This window comes from Pseudomonas khavaziana (assembly GCF_036704165.1).
Classification (GTDB): Bacteria; Pseudomonadota; Gammaproteobacteria; order Pseudomonadales; family Pseudomonadaceae; genus Aquipseudomonas; species Aquipseudomonas khavaziana.
Window position 1 is genome coordinate 6,158,838 of the sequence record NZ_CP129946.1, and the last position, 16,289, is coordinate 6,175,126.

Below are 16,289 nucleotides of genomic sequence, written 5' to 3' on the forward strand. Positions count from 1 at the left end.
GCTCGCGAAGGTCGAACAGGCGACACGGGCTGTCTGATAGCGCTGCGTTATCGTTAACGTTTTTCGCGAGCAAGCTCGCTCCTACAGGGCGGCAGCGAGTAATTCATGATTCCATCTACAGACCGCTTCAAACCCGCCTTCGGCCTCGGCAACCCCCACCTGCAAACATTGTGGGGGCCGCTGTGGCGCCCGACGACCCACATCGAGCGCCAGCGCGAACGTCTGTGGCTGGAAGACGGCGACTTCCTCGACCTCGACTGGCACGGCCCCCACGATGCACAGGTACCGTTGGTGCTGGTGTTGCATGGCCTCACCGGTTCGTCCAACTCACCCTACGTGGCCGGCCTGCAAAAAGCCCTTGCCGCCCAAGGCTGGGCCAGTGTCGCATTGAACTGGCGGGGCTGCTCCGGCGAGCCGAACCTGCTTGCCCGCAGCTATCACTCTGGCGCCAGCGAAGACCTGGCGGCGGCGATTGCCCATCTGCGTGCCAAGCGGCCGCTGGCACCCTTGTATGCCGTAGGGTATTCACTGGGCGGCAATGTATTGCTCAAGCACCTGGGGGAAACCGGCATGGCTTCGCAGCTGCAAGGCGCGGCGGCGGTGTCGGTGCCATTTCGCCTGGATCAGTGCGCTGATCGCATCGGCCTGGGGTTTTCGCGGATCTATCAGAAACATTTCATGCGCGAGATGTTGGCGTATATCCGCGTCAAGCAGCGCCAGTTTTTGCAGGATGGCCGCGAGGAAGGGCTCAAAACCCTGGAGGCACTGGGCTCCCTGGAAAAGATGCGCACGTTCTGGGACTTCGACGGGCGGGTGACGGCGCCGTTGCATGGTTTTCTGAGTGCTGAGGATTACTATCGCCGCGCCTCCAGTCGCTACTACCTGGGCGATATCCGCACACCAACGCTGATCATCCAGGCGGCCGATGATCCGTTTGTATTTGCTCATAGCCTCCCCGAGGCGAGTGAGCTGTCGGAGTGCACCGAGTTTGAGCTGCTGGCCAAGGGTGGGCATGTGGGGTTCGTGGAGGGCTCGCTGAAGCGCCCAGGCTATTACCTGGAACGCCGCATCCCACAATGGCTACTGGCACAACATGGATAAAAATGTGGGAGGGGGCTTGCTCCCGATTGCAGTGGGTCAGCTAAAGATAAGCTGACTGTTACACCGCTATCGGGAGCAAGCCCCCTCCCACATTTTGATTGGGTTTACAGGGGCGATTGCTCAGTCGCCTGTTGCAATTTCCCGCGCCGGATCCGTAATCCACTCACTCCACGACCCCGCATACAACTTGCCCAACGGATATCCCGCCAAGGCCAGGGCAAACAGGTTATGGCACGCCGTCACCCCCGAACCGCAGTACGCCACCAACTCCTCCGGCGGGCGCCCCTGCAACTGCGCAGCAAAGCGTTGCTTGAGCTGCTCGGTCGGCAGGAAGCGCCCGTCACTGCCCAGGTTTTCCGTGAATGCCGCGCACTGCGCGCCAGGGATGTGCCCGGCAATCGGATCGATGGGCTCAACCTCTCCACGAAAGCGCGGCTGGGCGCGGGCGTCGATCAGGGTCAAGCCAGGTCGGCCCAGGCGTTTGTGCAAGTGTTCGGCATCCAGTACCAGCCGAGGATCCGGTGTTCCGGCAAAGGTACCCGTCTCGATCACCGGTGCATCCAAGCTCAGGGGGAGACCGGCGCTGTGCCATGCCTTGAGACCACCGTCGAGAATAAACACGCCCTCCCGCTTGCCCAGCCAGGCCAAAAGCCACCAGGCGCGGGCCGCATAGGCGCCCGGGCCATCGTCATACAGCACCACATCGGTGTCGGCGCTGATGCCCCAGGCCCGTAGCTGCTTGGCGAACGTGTCTGCTGCTGGCAAAGGATGACGTCCGGTCACGCCCTTGGTTACCGGGCCACTGAGGTGACGCTCCAGGTCGGCATATTGCGCCCCCTCGATATGCCCTTCGGCGTAACTGCACAGTCCGTAGTCCGGGTCTTCCAGGGCAAAGCGGCAATCCAGGATCACCAGCCCGGCTGACTTCTGGCGCTCGGCCAATTGCTGGGGGCTGATCAGTTGGGCAAGCGGCATGACGGACTCCTGTGAATACAAAGGGGAAAGGTCCTACTTCACTTCTTCAAGTGCCTGGTTCAACGGCACGTAAAACTCTTTGAACAAGGCGTCCACCGCCTCTTTGGCCTGGGGCGTGACAAACCCCGCCTCCAGCACCAGCACCTGGTACACCCCACGCTTGATCGCCTCGGCGCTCAGGTGGGTGGATTTCTCATTGGTGGTGCACAGGAATCGCACCCACGAGGTCAGGATGATCCAGGCGTTCAGGGTCAGCGCCTCGGTTTGCACCGGGTCCATATTGAGAATGCCTGCATCGACAAACCCCTGGTAGATGGCACCGCCCTGGATCAGGCAACGCTGGGAAAACCGCCGGTAGCCGGTGGCCAGTTCAGGGTCGCTTTCGAGCAAATGTTCAAGATCGCGGTGCAGGAAACGATAACGCCACATGCCCGCCAGCACGGCCTGCAGATAAAAGCGCTTGTCTTCCACCACCATCGTGCGCCCCTGGGGCGGGCGCAGGAAACTGTCTACCAACGCTTCATATTCGCGAAACAGCACGGCGATGATCGCCTGCTTGTTGGGGAAGTGGTAGTACAGGTTGCCCGGGGAAATTTCCATATGGGCGGCAATGTGGTTGGTGCTGACGCTGCGCTCGCCCTGCTGGTTAAAAAGCTCCAGGCTGGTTTGCACAATACGCTCGCTGGTCTTTACTCGTGGTGCCATAGGGGATCAGCTTCTATACACGGGATGGGGCATCTTACGGCCTATGCCGGCCAGGATAAATCCGGATGTTACTGCAATGTTATTTGACAATTTAGAGTAATGACTCTAAAAATCCAGGCAGACCAATAACAACCGGGACCGCGCCATGTCTGCCAACGTTGCCTACCTGCAAGATTCCCAGGCGCTGGATCACCTCCAGGACCTGTTCGACGCCCAACGTCGCGCCTACGCCGCCAATCCAATGCCACCGGCGGCGCAACGCCAGCAATGGCTCAAGGCCTTGCGGGACATGCTCAGCGATGAACGCCAGGCGCTGATCACGGCGATCAGCCAAGACTTCAGTCATCGCAGCGCGGACGAAACCCTGTTCGCCGAACTGATGCCAAGCCTGCACGGCATTCACTATGCCACCAAGCACCTCAAGGGCTGGATGAAACCCTCCCGCCGCGCTGTAGGCATTGCCTTCCAGCCCGCCTCGGCCAAGGTCATTTATCAACCCTTGGGCGTAGTTGGCGTCATCGTGCCGTGGAACTACCCGCTGTACCTGGCCATTGGTCCGCTGGTCGGGGCGTTGGCAGCCGGCAACCGAGTGATGCTCAAGCTCAGCGAATCCACACCGGCCACCGGCGAACTGCTCAAGGCGTTGCTGGCCAAGATCTTCCCCGAAGACCTGGTGTGCGTGGTGCTGGGCGAAGCCGAAGTGGGCATGGCGTTCTCCAGATTGCGCTTCGATCACCTGCTGTTCACCGGTGCCACCAGCATTGGCAAGCACGTGATGCGCGCAGCCGCCGAGCACCTCACGCCGGTCACCCTGGAGCTGGGCGGTAAGTCGCCAGCCATTGTCTCGGCCGATGTACCCCTCAAGGACGCCGCCGAGCGTATCGCCTTCGGCAAAGCCTTGAACGCCGGGCAAACCTGCGTGGCGCCGGACTATGTGTTGGTTCCGCAAGACCGCGTGGAGGGGTTTGTCGAGGCTTACTCCAAGGCCATTCGCGGGTTCTATCCGACCCTGGCCGACAACCCGGACTACACCGCCATCATCAACGAGCGGCAACTGGCCCGGCTCAATGCCTACGCCAAGGACGCCACCGACAAGGGCGCCACCCTGATCCCTCTGTACGAGCAAAGCCAGGCGCGGCGGATGGCCCACAGCCTGCTATTGAATGTCAGCGACGACATGACCGTGATGCAGGACGAAATCTTCGGCCCGCTTTTGCCCATCGTGCCTTATCGCGGCCTAGACCAAGCCTTTGCCTACATCAACCAGCGTCCGCGCCCACTGGCGCTTTATTACTTCGGCTACAACAAGGGCGAGCAGGAGCGCGTGCTCCACGAAACCCACTCCGGGGGCGTATGCCTGAACGACACCTTGCTGCACGTCGCCCAGGATGACATGCCGTTCGGTGGCATCGGCCCGTCGGGCATGGGCCATTACCACGGCCATGAGGGTTTCCTGACGTTCAGCAAGGCCAAGGGTGTACTGGTCAAGCAACGCCTGAACGCGGCGAAGTTGATCTACCCACCTTATGGCAAATCGATCCAGAAATTGATCCAGAAGCTGTTTATCCGCTGATAACCGCCACCTTCGGGACGATAAAAATAATGAACCCCAGCCTGACTGAATCACCCGCGCTGTCGCGGCGCGGCGTCTTGAAAATCGGCCTGTGCGCCAGCGCGTTTCTCGCCACTGCCGGTCTTGGCGCCAGCCTCAGCGGCTGCTCCAGCAGTACGCCGGCCAGTGGCTTTGCGATGCTGCGCGCCAGTGACCTGCCGTTTTTGCGTGCGGTGATCCCGGTGCTGCTGGAAGGTGCGGCCAGCGCCGAGGCGGTAGTCGCTGGCATTGACGACACCCTGAAAAAGCTCGACTACAGCCTGCAGCACTTGTCGCCAGAAATGTTCAAGCTCACCCAGCAGTTATTTGACGTGCTGAGCATGGGTATTACCCGCGGCCCGTTGACCGGGATCTGGGGCAGTTGGGAGAACGCCAGCAGCGAACAAATCCGCAACTTCCTGCACCGCTGGGAGAACAGCTACCTGAACCTGCTGCGCATGGGCCAGGGCTCGCTGCTCAAGCTGGTGATCATGGCCTGGTACTTCCGGCCCGCGTCCTGGGCCCATTGCGGCTACCCCGGCCCGCCGAAGATCTGATTCGCATCCCTCACAATAAAAACCAGAGACGAACCTGATGCCCGTACCCGATCTGTTCCGCGACGGCCTGGCCCGAGGCTGGAAAACCCACAACGGCGCCGCCCTCGACAGCGACCTGACCCTGGAAGCCGATGTAGCCATTATCGGCAGCGGTGCCGGAGGCGGCACCACCGCCGAAATCCTCAGCGCCGCCGGCTACAAAGTGTTGTTGATCGAAGAAGGCCCGCTCAAGACCAGCAGCGACTTCAAGCTGCTGGAGGACGAAGCCTATGCCAGCCTTTACCAGGAGGGCATCGGGCGCATGAGCAAGGACGGCGCCATCACTATCCTGCAAGGCCGGGCGGTGGGCGGTACCACCTTGATCAACTGGACCTCCAGCTTTCGCACACCCGACGCCACCCTCGCCCACTGGGCCAGCGAATACGCAGTGAAGGGTCACAGCAGCGCCGAAATGGCGCCCTGGTTCGAAAAAATGGAGCAGCGCCTGGGCATCGCGCCGTGGGCGCTGCCGCCGAATGCCAACAACGATGTGATCCGCAAAGGCTGCGAAAAACTCGGCTACAGCTGGCATGTGATCCCACGCAACGTGCGCGGCTGCTTCAACCTGGGTTATTGCGGCATGGGCTGCCCGGTCAACGCCAAGCAATCGATGCTGGTGACGACTATCCCCTCCACCCTGGAAAACGGCGGCGAGCTGCTGTACCTGGCCCGCGCCGAACAGCTCAAATACAGCGGCGACACTATCAGCAGCCTGGAGTGCGTGGCGATGGACGAACGCTGCGTGGCACCCACCGGACGCAAGATCAGCGTGAAGGCCAGGCACTACGTATTGTCGGGCGGCGGCATCAACAGCCCGGCCCTGCTGATGCGCTCGGACGCACCCGACCCGCATTCGCGGCTGGGCAAACGCACCTTTCTGCATCTGGTCAACTTCTCCGCCGGGTTGTTCGATGAAGTGATCAACCCGTTCTACGGTGCGCCGCAGTCGATCTATTCCGACCATTTCCAATGGCAGGACGGCACCACTGGCAAAATGTCCTACAAGCTTGAAGCGCCGCCCTTACATCCTGGATTGGCCAGCACCTTGTTCGGGGGCTATGGCACGCAGAACGCACTGGACATGAATCGACTGCCCCACACCCACGCCATGCTCGCACTGCTGCGCGACGGTTTTCACCCCGACAGCCTGGGCGGCACTGTGGAACTGCGTGGTGACGGCACGCCAGTGCTCGACTATCAGGTCTCACCCTACGCCTGGGATGGCCTGCGCCGGGCCTTCCACAGCATGGCCGAGATCCAGTTCGCCGCGGGGGCCAAATCGGTCAAGCCCTTGCATCACGACGCACGGTTCGTGAACACCTTGGCCGAAGCACGCAGCGTGATTGACGGCTTGAGCCTGGAATTGCACCGCACAACCCTGGGCAGCGCCCATGTGATGGGCGGCTGTGCCATGGGCGAAGACCCGAAAAACGCCGTGGCCGACAGCCTTGGCCGCCATCATCAGTTGCGCAACTTGTCGATCCACGATGGCTCGTTGTTCCCCACCAGCATTGGCGCCAACCCGCAATTGTCGGTGTACGGATTGACCGCGCAACTGGCGACAGCATTGGCCGAACGTCTGAAAACGGCATGAAAAAGCTTGGGATTGACAACCTCTATCTACATAAGTCGACTTGGCCGACCGGGATGGCTGCGATACCATCCGGTTCCCCAACGGACTCCGCCAGGACGACGCGATGAACCGAGTGTTGTACCCAGGTACCTTCGACCCGATTACCAAAGGCCATGGCGATCTGGTCGAACGCGCCTCTCGCTTGTTCGACCATGTGATCATCGCGGTCGCGGCCAGCCCCAAGAAAAACCCGCTGTTTCCCCTGGAACAGCGCGTGGAGCTGGCGCGCGAGGTCACCAAGCACCTACCTAACGTGGAAGTAGTGGGCTTTTCGACGCTGCTGGCGCATTTCGCCAAGGAGCAGAACGCCAATGTGTTCCTGCGTGGCCTGCGCGCGGTGTCGGACTTCGAATACGAATTCCAGCTGGCCAACATGAACCGCCAACTGGCGCCGGATGTGGAAAGCCTGTTCCTTACGCCGTCGGAACGTTATTCGTTCATTTCCTCGACGTTAGTCCGTGAAATCGCGGCGTTGGGCGGAGATATCACCAAGTTCGTCCATCCTGCGGTGGCAGATGCACTGACCCTGCGCTTCAAGAAGTAAGACCGCTCAAGCGGCGCCTGCTCGCACTGCGGGCGCCAATGCGGCACAATTGCGCGCATTAGTTTTCAGATGCCTTGGCCGTGCGCCCTGGCAGGAGTTTCCATGTCCCTGATCATCACCGACGATTGCATCAACTGCGACGTCTGCGAACCCGAGTGCCCGAACGCTGCGATCTCCCAAGGCGAAGAGATCTATGTGATCGACCCCAACCTGTGCACCCAGTGCGTTGGCCATTACGACGAACCCCAGTGCCAGCAGGTTTGCCCGGTGGATTGCATTCCGCTGGATGAGGCACATCCTGAGACTGAAGAGCAGTTGATGGAGAAGTACCGCAAGATTACCGGTAAGGCTTAAGTTTTTTAGTGCCTGTGAAGGCCTCATCGGGGGCAAGTCGAATCGTCGCACCGCCCCTCCCACATTTTGATTTGTGAACGCATTCTAGTGTGGGAGGGGGCTTGCTCCCGATGGCGATATCAGCCAGCACACAGCACTCAACTCTGGCACCTTGGGCAAAACACACTCGCCCGCTGCCCCAGCACCACATTGCGCAACTCGGTCCCGCAGACCTTGCACGCCTCGCCGCCACGGCCATACACGTACAGTTCCTGCTGGAAATACCCCGGCTGCCCGTCGCCGCCGATAAAGTCCCGCAGCGTAGTACCGCCCCGCTCGATAGCAGCGGCCAGCACCCGCTTGATCTCAATCGCCAGCTTCAAATAGCGCCCGCGTGAAATGCCACCCGCCGCACGCCGCGGATCAATACCCGCCGCGAACAGCGCTTCCGTCGCATAGATATTGCCCACCCCCACCACTACCGCGTTGTCCATGATGAACGGCTTCACCGCCATCGATTTGCCGCGCGACAGCTGGAATAAACGTTCGCCGTCAAACAGCTCGGTCAACGGCTCAGGCCCCAGGCGAATCAACAGTTCGTGGTTGTGCGGGTCCTGGCTCCAGAGCATTGCACCGAAACGTCGAGGGTCGGTGTAGCGCAGGGCCAGGCCGGATTCGAGTTCGATGTCCACATGCTCATGCTTGAGTGCAGGCATGCCCACCTCCACCAGGCGCAGGTTGCCCGACATGCCCAAGTGACTGATCAAGGTGCCTACTTCAGCATTGATCAACAGGTACTTGGCCCGCCGCTCCACCAGCACGATGCGCTGCCCGGACAGGCGCACATCCAGGTCTTCCGGGATCGGCCAGCGCAGGCGCCGTTCACGCACCACCACGCGGCTGACGCGCTGGCCTTCCAAATGCGGGGCAATCCCGCGCCGGGTGGTTTCGACTTCTGGTAACTCGGGCATGTGTACCTCTTGAATAACGGGTCAGTGCGCGCCCAGTTCGCGAATCGACAACTTCAGGCTCTCGAAGTCGTAGTCCGACAGGCCCACGTAATCCAGCACCAGATGGCCAATCGCGTTCCACTCATGGTCCACCGCCTGGTTGCCCAGCACGCGACAGGACGAACAGATATGCTCGGCCATCTTCAAAATCGCCAGCAGGTTTTTAAGCTGCGGATTGCGCGACGTCTCATCGCTGAAAATCGCCAGGGCGTTGTGGTGATTGGCGATCGCGTCGGTGACATGTTCCGGCAGGCGCCAGGACTTGGCGGTGTAGTACCCGACCACTGCATGGTTGGTGTTGAACGCGTTGTTTTCGGTATCGACCACGCGGCAATCCGAGCTGGCGTTGGCGTAAGCCTGTTCCAGCACCGCCATGTAGTTGGGGAAACGCTTGAGCATCAGCGGCACACCACAATCGTGGAACAGGCCCAAGGCATACGCTTCATCGACAGTCTGGGAGCCGGTGCGCTTGGCCAAGGTGAGGCAGGTCATGGCTACATCCTGGGCGGTGTCCCAGAAGCGGTTGAGGGTGACGATGGTGTCGTCGCTCATCTCGCCCTTGATCGACAGGGCATTGATCAGGTTGATCACCGAGCGGCTGCCCAGCAGGTTAACCGCACGCTGGATCGAGGCAATCTTGTTGCTCAAGCCGTAATACGACGAGTTGACGATCTTGAGCAATGCGCCAGACAAGCCTGGGTCCTGGGCGATCAGCCGTGCGATCACTTCCAGGTCCGGGTCGGGCATGTACTGCTCCATCTGCAAATCCACCATGATCTGCGGTTGGGGCGGCACGCTGATGCCTTGCAGGACCTGTTGGATCTGCTCGGCGGAAAGCTCTTGGGACATAAGTACACACTCTGGGCTAGGCGCGAATTCTAACCCTTATGAAGACCCGGCCGACACCCACAACCCAAACTGAAACCCGATCAAATGTGGGAGGGGCGGTGCGACGATTCGACTTGCTCCCGATAGCGGTGAATCAGCCACTTGGATATCAGCTTATGCACTGCTATCGGGAGCAAGCCCTCTCCCACATGTCCGGCGGTGTCTCCAAGTAATGCACAACACGCTATACTCCCGCTCTTTTTTCCGGAGCGACGTCATGTCCCTGCCAAGCCTGCGTCTCAAAGCCAACGCCGATCGTCGTTTGCGCAACGGCCACCTGTGGGTCTACAGCAACGAAATCGACGTGGCCGCCACACCACTCCATGGCTTCCAGGCAGGCGACCAGGCGATCCTGGAAGCGGCCGGCGGCAAGACCCTCGGCATCGTGGCCATGAGCCCAAACAACCTGATCTGCGCCCGCCTGCTGTCGCGCGACATCAAGTTGCCGTTGGACAAGTCGCTGCTGGTGCACCGCCTCAACGTCGCCCTGTCCCTGCGTGACCGCCTGTTCGACAAGCCGTTCTATCGCCTGGTCTACGGTGATTCCGACCTGCTGCCGGGCCTGGTGGTCGACCGTTTCGGCGACATCCTGGTGGTACAGATCGCCTCGGCGACCATGGAAGCCCATAAAGAAGACGTGATCGCCGCGCTGACCCAAGTGCTCAAGCCGAGCGGCATCCTGTTCAAGAACGACTCCGCCGCGCGTGACGCCGAAGGCCTCAACCGCTACGTCGAAACCGTCTTCGGCCTGGTGCCGGAGTGGGTGGCGCTGGAAGAAAACGGCGTGAAATTCGAAGCCCCGGTGATCCAGGGCCAGAAAACCGGCTGGTTCTACGACCACCGCATGAACCGCGCCCGCCTGGCCCCGTATGCCAAGGGCAAGCGTGTGCTCGACCTGTACAGCTACATCGGCGGCTGGGGCGTGCAAGCCGCCGCCTTTGGCGCCAGTGAAGTGTTCTGCGTCGATGCGTCGGCCTTCGCCCTCGACGGCGTGGAGCGCAACGCCGCTTTGAACGGCGTTGCCGAGAAGATGACCTGCATCGAAGGCGACGTTTTCGAAGCCCTGAAAGAACTGAAAGCCAGCGAAGAACGCTTCGACGTGATCGTCGCCGACCCACCGGCCTTCATCAAGCGCAAGAAAGACATGAAGAACGGCGAAGGCGCCTACCGTCGCCTCAACGAGCAAGCCATGCGCCTGCTCAGCAAAGACGGCATCCTCGTCAGCGCCTCGTGCTCCATGCACCTGCCGGAAGACGACCTGCAAAACATCCTGCTGACCAGCGCCCGCCATCTGGACCGCAATATCCAGATGCTCGAACGTGGCGGTCAGGGCCCGGACCATCCGGTGCATCCGGCGATTGTCGAGACACGGTATATCAAGAGCATTACGTGCCGGTTGCTACCCAATAGCTAATTGAAACCGAGTCATCTGTAGGAGCGAGCTTGCTCGCGAAGAACGAATAGACACCACGGGCTACCTGATAGCGCTGCGTTATCGTTGACGATTTTCGCGAGCAAGCTCGCTCCTACAGGTAACGATGCGTCATAGCCAGATGGCATCCCATAGTGGGTATTGGCCAATGTGCTCGACCAAACCCGCACGCAATGGGTTCGCGACGATGTAGCGAGCCATTGCCTTCAAGTCCTCCTCACGGCGCAACGCCCGGTCGAAATAGCCTTTTTGCCAAAGCACTCCGAAGGACTGTCTTGCCTTATTGATTGCACGGGCACTTCGCGATTTGGTCCGCTGCATGAGCCTGGGCAAATCGCCGTTGTGCAACTCGACCAGCCAGTGGAAATGGTCAGGCATGACCACCCAGGCTAGTGACGTTGCATCTGCATCTTCCTGAGCCTTTCTGAATTCGCGAACCAGCAAGCGACCTATATACCAGTCTTGAAAAATGCGTTGCCGTTGATGGGTGACAGCCGTTAGCAAGTAGATACAGCCCGATTCTGAGTAACGCCCTTTACGCAGCCGATGAGCATTTTGCTGGGTGGACATTCCTTCGTCCTCTTCTGTGATTGGAAGATGAACGGTAGGAGCCAACGGGCCAGCGAGCCGTTAAACAGTGGTTCTGGATATGTCTTGCCATTGTAGGAGCGAGCTTGCTCGCGAAGAACGAATAGACGCCACGGGCTATCTGATAGCGCTGCGTTATCGTTGACGATTTTCGCGAGCAAGCTCGCTCCTACAGGTAGACGGCCATTCCCTCCAGCCGCCAGCGGTGTAGAATCGGCCCTATTCATCGCCAGTCATCCCCCGGCGGGTTTATGAGCTCGAGGCCCAAGCACGCGGCGATCCCGCGACGCGAGTGGCAACTTCCGGACACACGGCCATTTTTCGGGTGTTCCAGTCGTCAATTAGAAGCTCACTCCCCTTTAGTACTTGATTAGCCGCCCGGAGTGCTCCAATGCCTGATTACCGCTCGAAAACATCCACCCACGGCCGCAACATGGCCGGCGCGCGCGCACTGTGGCGTGCCACGGGGATGAAAGATGACGACTTCAAGAAGCCGATTATCGCGATTGCCAACTCCTTCACCCAGTTCGTACCCGGTCACGTGCACCTCAAGGACCTGGGCCAGCTGGTCGCCCGTGAAATCGAACGCGCTGGCGGTGTAGCGAAAGAATTCAACACCATCGCCGTGGATGACGGCATCGCCATGGGCCATGACGGCATGCTGTACTCGCTGCCGAGCCGCGAGATCATCGCCGACTCCGTGGAGTACATGGTCAACGCCCACTGCGCCGACGCCATCGTGTGCATCTCCAACTGCGACAAGATCACCCCCGGTATGTTGATGGCTGCCTTGCGCCTGAACATCCCGGTGATCTTCGTTTCCGGCGGGCCAATGGAAGCCGGCAAGACCAAGCTCGCTTCCCACGGCCTCGACCTGGTAGACGCCATGGTGATCGCCGCCGATTCCAGCGCTTCTGACGAGAAGGTCGCGGAATACGAGCGCAGCGCCTGTCCAACCTGCGGTTCGTGCTCCGGCATGTTCACCGCCAACTCGATGAACTGCCTGGTCGAAGCCTTAGGTCTCGCGTTGCCGGGCAACGGTTCTACCCTCGCCACCCACAGCGATCGCGAACAGCTGTTCCTGCAGGCCGGCCGCACCATCGTCGAGCTGTGCAAGCGTTACTACACCGAGAACGATGAGTCGGTATTGCCACGCAATATCGCCAACTTCAAGGCGTTCGAAAACGCCATGACCCTGGACATCGCCATGGGCGGTTCCACCAACACCATCCTGCACCTGCTGGCCGCCGCCCAGGAAGCCGAGATCGATTTCGACCTGCGCGACATCGACCGCCTGTCCCGTCACGTGCCACAGCTGTGCAAGGTCGCGCCGAACATCCAGAAGTACCACATGGAAGACGTGCACCGCGCCGGCGGGATCTTCTCGATCCTCGGCTCCCTGGCCCGTGGCGGCCTGCTGCACACCGACCTGCCGACCGTGCACAGCAAGTCCATTGCCGAAGGCATCGCCAAGTGGGACATCACCCAGACCGACGACGAAGCCGTGCACACCTTCTTCAAGGCAGGCCCGGCGGGCATCCCGACCCAGACCGCGTTCAGTCAGTCGACCCGTTGGGACAGCCTGGACACCGACCGTGAAAACGGCTGCATCCGCAGTGTCGAGCACGCCTACTCCCAAGAAGGCGGCCTGGCCGTGCTGTACGGAAACATCGCCCTCGACGGCTGCGTAGTGAAAACCGCGGGTGTGGATGAATCCATCCACGTCTTCGAAGGCCGCGCCAAGATCTACGAAAGCCAGGACAGCTCGGTTCGCGGCATCCTCGCCGACGAGGTCAAGGAAGGCGACATCGTGATCATCCGCTACGAAGGTCCCAAAGGCGGCCCGGGTATGCAGGAGATGCTCTACCCCACCTCTTACCTGAAATCCAAGGGCCTGGGCAAAGCCTGTGCGCTGCTGACCGACGGGCGTTTCTCCGGCGGCACCTCGGGCTTGTCCATCGGCCACGCTTCGCCGGAAGCCGCTGCTGGTGGCGCCATCGGCCTGGTGCAGGATGGCGACAAGGTGCTGATCGACATTCCGAACCGCTCGATCAACCTGTTGATCAGCGACGAAGAACTGGCTGCCCGCCGGATCGAGCAGGACAAGAAGGGCTGGAAGCCGGTGGAAAAGCGTCCGCGTAAAGTTACTACCGCGTTGAAGGCCTACGCGTTGCTGGCCACCAGTGCCGACAAGGGTGCTGTTCGCAACAAAGCCATGCTCGACGGCCTGTAAGCCCCGCGCATGAAAATGCCCCGCCAGGTGCGGGGCATTTTTTTGCCTGGAGATAACCTAAAGCACAATGATGATCAACATGTGGGAGGGGGCTTGCTCCCGATAGCGGTGGGTCAGCCAACATCAATGTTTGCTGGACCAACGTCTTCGCGGGCAAGCCCCCCTTCCACAGAAGTGATGCTTCAGGTTTTAGAACTGTGGGGTGTAAGTCATGGTGAACATTACATTGCGTGGGTCGCCGTAGTAGTTGCTGCCCCAGTTCGCGTTGTAGGCCGGGATGTAATACTTCTTGTCGAACATATTGTTCAGGTTCGCCGCCACGCTGAATTCCTGATTGATTTTGTAAGCCACTCGCGAATCCCACAGTGCATTGCCCGGCACGCTGAATGTGCGGTCATAGGCTTCGGTGCTGCTTTGCGCAGTCACGCCGGCACCCACGCTGAACTTTTGCCAGTCGCCCGGCAACTGGTAATCACCCCAGACCTTAAGTTGATGCTTGGGTGTCCAAGTGCTGAATATCTTGCCCTCGAAGGTGTCGTCTTTGAGGAATTTGGTGGTGTTGTAGGTATAACTGGAAACCAGTTGCAACCCCGGCAACACCTCGCCGCTCAAGGTGGCTTCGAAGCCTTGGCTACGCACCTTGCCCGAGGCAACCGAGCAGTACCAGCCATTGCAGTTCATCGGCCCTTGCAGGTCCTGGACGCCACGGTTTTGCTGGTCATAGCGAAAGATCGCAAACGAGGTGTTGAGCCGACCGTCCGCCAGTTCGCCCTTGATACCCAACTCGTAGTTCTTGCCCTCGATGGGCTTGAGCAAAGAGCCCGAGGTGGTCAGGTTGGTTTGCGGCTCAAAGGCATCGGCGTAGCTCGCGTAGGCCGACCATTGTTCGTTCAGGGCGTAGACCAGGCCGGCATAGGGCGTGACCTTGCCGGAGGTCTGCGTGGCGCTTTCTTCCGGCGCCTGATACACACCGCGCATACCATTCTGGCCCAAGTAGGAGTACTCATACCAACTGGTGCGAGCGCCCAGGATCAGCGTCAGCGGGTCCAGCACCTTCACACGCCAGGTGCCGTAAATGCCCTTCTGGCGAATGTCATACCAACTCTTGGATGCATTGCCCGCCTGGAACAATTGGTTTTTGTCGCGCTGAGGGCGGTTGTGATCAATATTGAAGATATCAGCGCCCGCCGTCGCCGCGCGCGCCCATTGGTCATCGGTGGTGAGTTTGGAGTAGTTGGCACCCAGCACCACCTCCTGCTGTAATCCCAGGCCTTCGAACTTGCCGTTTACATACGCGTCAGCGCCACGGCTCTTGGTATTGAAGTCGGTCACCCAGTCCACATAGCGAACGTTGCCCACATCGCCGGGGTTGGGAATTGTGTCCCAGGTGGCTTGGTAGGTCGCGTCATTGTGTTCATCCATGGCGACCAGTGCCGCCTTAAATTTCCAGTCATCGTTGAAGCGATGTTCCAAGTCGGCGAACACTTGGGTCTGGTTGTTGACGGCACGGTTCCAGCTGGCACCGACAAAGGTCGAGCGCGGCAGACCGATGTCATTGCCGTTGGCATAACGCGGCAACGACATGAAGTTGGGGCGCGAATGGCCTTTCTGGTTACTGATGCCCACGCCGACGGTGGTTTCGGGGGTGAAGTCATAATCGACGGCGGCGTAGACCGTCTGGTTCCAGCCGCCGGCATAGTCGACGAAGGAATCAGTGGTGTCATAGTCCGCCACGAAACGGCCACGCAACGTGCCTTCGGCGTTGAGTGGGCCACCCGCGTCGACCTGGGTGCCGTAGTGGTCCCACGAACCGGCCTTGGCGGTGATGGTCACGGTCGGGTCCTGCTGGCCGCGCTTGCGTACCAGGTTCATGGTGCCACCGGGGCTATTGGCGCCTTGCAGCAATGCAGCCGGGCCTCGCAGGGTTTCGACGCGGTCGTAGATCGCCATGTTTTCGGTGAGGTAACTGCCCAGTGTGTAGGTGTTACGCGGAATCGGCACCCCGTCGTATTCCAGGGTGCCCACTTCAAAGCCACGGGAATAGATGAACATGCCGGGGCCTGGGGATTTGGTCGCGGTCAGGCCGGGCGTGCGCTTGACCACTTCGGAGAGCTTGGTGGTGTTCTGGTCATCCATCTGCTTGCGGGTCATGACGCTGACCGATTGTGGGATGTCCTTGAGCTTTTGTTCACCTTTGCCAAGGGTCACGGCGCCCGTAGTGTAGGAGCCGCTGCCTTCAGTGGTAGCGCCCAGGCGTTCGGCGCTGATGGTGGTGGCACCGACCTCGATGGCAGAGCCTGTGGCTACACGTTTTTCCAGGGTGACGGTGTCGGCATTGATAAATGCCGCGCTCAGCCCCGTCCCACCGAGCAATTGCCCCAATGCCTGGCGCTGATCAAGCGTGCCGCGTACACCCGGCGAAACTACACCTTGGGTCAATTCCCCCGATACCAGTACCTGCACCCGCGTCACCGCCGAAAACGCCGCCAACGCACCATCGAGGCTTTGTCCTGCAATATCGAAACGGTAGGCCTGGGCCTGGGCAGTCTCGGTGGCCTGCACATATAGCGGCGCGGCGCCGCTGGCGATGGAAATGGCCAGTGCAAGCAAGGGCCGTGCAGCGAATCGGTGTGCCATGGATAGTGCTCCCCAGTGCAAAA

Annotated in this window: 14 protein-coding genes; 8 read left to right on the forward strand and 6 right to left on the reverse strand. The window is 60.4% G+C overall.

Annotated features, from left to right (window positions below; all coding sequences use genetic code 11):
* The first annotated feature begins 105 nt into the window (after positions 1–105).
* Positions 106–1,101 carry a hydrolase gene (locus tag QYQ93_RS27585; protein WP_217880849.1) on the forward strand — a complete coding sequence of 332 codons (996 nt, stop codon included), beginning with the start codon at positions 106–108 and terminating at the stop codon, positions 1,099–1,101.
* Between the two features lie 120 nt (positions 1,102–1,221).
* Here QYQ93_RS27585 and QYQ93_RS27590 read toward each other — a convergent pair whose 3' ends face one another.
* Entirely contained in the window at positions 1,222–2,076 is an 855-nt protein-coding gene (locus tag QYQ93_RS27590; protein ID WP_043047031.1) for a sulfurtransferase, read from the reverse strand.
* 33 nt (positions 2,077–2,109) lie between these two features.
* Positions 2,110–2,781 (reverse strand): TetR/AcrR family transcriptional regulator, encoded by a 672-nt coding sequence (locus QYQ93_RS27595; RefSeq protein WP_005792294.1) that lies wholly within the window; start codon positions 2,779–2,781, stop codon positions 2,110–2,112.
* Between the two features lie 145 nt (positions 2,782–2,926).
* Between QYQ93_RS27595 and QYQ93_RS27600 the strand changes: the two genes are divergently transcribed.
* The 5 genes from QYQ93_RS27600 to QYQ93_RS27620 all read left to right on the forward strand — a co-directional run bounded on the left by QYQ93_RS27600 (position 2,927) and on the right by QYQ93_RS27620 (position 7,499).
* Positions 2,927–4,354, forward strand: a complete 1,428-nt coding sequence (locus QYQ93_RS27600; protein ID WP_338475911.1) for a coniferyl aldehyde dehydrogenase — start codon at positions 2,927–2,929, stop codon at positions 4,352–4,354.
* 29 nt (positions 4,355–4,383) lie between these two features.
* Positions 4,384–4,929, forward strand: coding sequence for a hypothetical protein (locus tag QYQ93_RS27605; RefSeq protein ID WP_043047029.1), 546 nt, complete (start codon positions 4,384–4,386; stop codon positions 4,927–4,929).
* 37 nt (positions 4,930–4,966) lie between these two features.
* The gene (locus QYQ93_RS27610) at positions 4,967–6,562 is read left to right on the forward strand and encodes a GMC family oxidoreductase (RefSeq protein WP_338475912.1); all 1,596 of its coding nucleotides are present in this window, start codon (positions 4,967–4,969) and stop codon (positions 6,560–6,562) included.
* Positions 6,563–6,665: 103 nt separating this feature from the next.
* Positions 6,666–7,145, forward strand: a complete 480-nt coding sequence (gene coaD / locus QYQ93_RS27615; RefSeq protein ID WP_003176711.1) for a pantetheine-phosphate adenylyltransferase — start codon at positions 6,666–6,668, stop codon at positions 7,143–7,145.
* 102 nt (positions 7,146–7,247) lie between these two features.
* Positions 7,248–7,499 (forward strand): YfhL family 4Fe-4S dicluster ferredoxin, encoded by a 252-nt coding sequence (locus QYQ93_RS27620; RefSeq protein ID WP_003195146.1) that lies wholly within the window; start codon positions 7,248–7,250, stop codon positions 7,497–7,499.
* Between the two features lie 137 nt (positions 7,500–7,636).
* Here the strand turns inward: QYQ93_RS27620 and mutM are convergent, their stop codons facing one another.
* Positions 7,637–8,449 (reverse strand): bifunctional DNA-formamidopyrimidine glycosylase/DNA-(apurinic or apyrimidinic site) lyase, encoded by an 813-nt coding sequence (gene mutM, locus QYQ93_RS27625; protein ID WP_057014188.1) that lies wholly within the window; start codon positions 8,447–8,449, stop codon positions 7,637–7,639.
* Between the two features lie 21 nt (positions 8,450–8,470).
* A complete protein-coding gene (locus tag QYQ93_RS27630; protein ID WP_200893555.1) occupies positions 8,471–9,283 on the reverse strand; it encodes an HDOD domain-containing protein in 813 nt (270 codons plus the stop codon).
* A gap of 310 nt (positions 9,284–9,593) precedes the next feature.
* On the opposite strand from QYQ93_RS27630, the gene QYQ93_RS27635 reads away from it, so the two are divergent.
* Complete coding sequence (locus tag QYQ93_RS27635; protein WP_015886370.1) at positions 9,594–10,790, forward strand: class I SAM-dependent rRNA methyltransferase; 1,197 nt, start codon at positions 9,594–9,596, stop codon at positions 10,788–10,790.
* A 129-nt stretch (positions 10,791–10,919) separates the two neighbouring features.
* On the opposite strand, the gene QYQ93_RS27640 is transcribed toward QYQ93_RS27635, so the two are convergent.
* Complete coding sequence (locus QYQ93_RS27640) at positions 10,920–11,378, reverse strand: REP-associated tyrosine transposase (RefSeq protein ID WP_043047024.1); 459 nt, start codon at positions 11,376–11,378, stop codon at positions 10,920–10,922.
* Between the two features lie 409 nt (positions 11,379–11,787).
* Here QYQ93_RS27640 and ilvD point away from each other — a divergent pair, with 409 nt between their 5' ends.
* Complete coding sequence (ilvD, locus tag QYQ93_RS27645; RefSeq protein ID WP_043047023.1) at positions 11,788–13,629, forward strand: dihydroxy-acid dehydratase; 1,842 nt, start codon at positions 11,788–11,790, stop codon at positions 13,627–13,629.
* A gap of 189 nt (positions 13,630–13,818) precedes the next feature.
* On the opposite strand, the gene QYQ93_RS27650 is transcribed toward ilvD, so the two are convergent.
* The gene (locus tag QYQ93_RS27650; protein WP_338475913.1) at positions 13,819–16,266 is read right to left on the reverse strand and encodes a TonB-dependent siderophore receptor; all 2,448 of its coding nucleotides are present in this window, start codon (positions 16,264–16,266) and stop codon (positions 13,819–13,821) included.
* Between the last annotated feature and the right edge of the window lie 23 nt (positions 16,267–16,289).

Coding starts and splice junctions, on each gene's coding strand:
- QYQ93_RS27600 (WP_338475911.1), top strand. CDS start 2,927: ATGTCTGCCAACGTTGCCTACCTGCAAGATTCCCAGGCGCTGGATCAC.
- QYQ93_RS27620 (WP_003195146.1), top strand. CDS start 7,248: ATGTCCCTGATCATCACCGACGATTGCATCAACTGCGACGTCTGCGAA.
- QYQ93_RS27635 (WP_015886370.1), top strand. CDS start 9,594: ATGTCCCTGCCAAGCCTGCGTCTCAAAGCCAACGCCGATCGTCGTTTG.
- QYQ93_RS27585 (WP_217880849.1), top strand. CDS start 106: ATGATTCCATCTACAGACCGCTTCAAACCCGCCTTCGGCCTCGGCAAC.
- QYQ93_RS27590 (WP_043047031.1), bottom strand. CDS start 2,076: ATGCCGCTTGCCCAACTGATCAGCCCCCAGCAATTGGCCGAGCGCCAG.
- ilvD (WP_043047023.1), top strand. CDS start 11,788: ATGCCTGATTACCGCTCGAAAACATCCACCCACGGCCGCAACATGGCC.
- QYQ93_RS27595 (WP_005792294.1), bottom strand. CDS start 2,781: ATGGCACCACGAGTAAAGACCAGCGAGCGTATTGTGCAAACCAGCCTG.
- coaD (WP_003176711.1), top strand. CDS start 6,666: ATGAACCGAGTGTTGTACCCAGGTACCTTCGACCCGATTACCAAAGGC.
- QYQ93_RS27650 (WP_338475913.1), bottom strand. CDS start 16,266: ATGGCACACCGATTCGCTGCACGGCCCTTGCTTGCACTGGCCATTTCC.
- QYQ93_RS27605 (WP_043047029.1), top strand. CDS start 4,384: ATGAACCCCAGCCTGACTGAATCACCCGCGCTGTCGCGGCGCGGCGTC.
- QYQ93_RS27610 (WP_338475912.1), top strand. CDS start 4,967: ATGCCCGTACCCGATCTGTTCCGCGACGGCCTGGCCCGAGGCTGGAAA.
- mutM (WP_057014188.1), bottom strand. CDS start 8,449: ATGCCCGAGTTACCAGAAGTCGAAACCACCCGGCGCGGGATTGCCCCG.
- QYQ93_RS27640 (WP_043047024.1), bottom strand. CDS start 11,378: ATGTCCACCCAGCAAAATGCTCATCGGCTGCGTAAAGGGCGTTACTCA.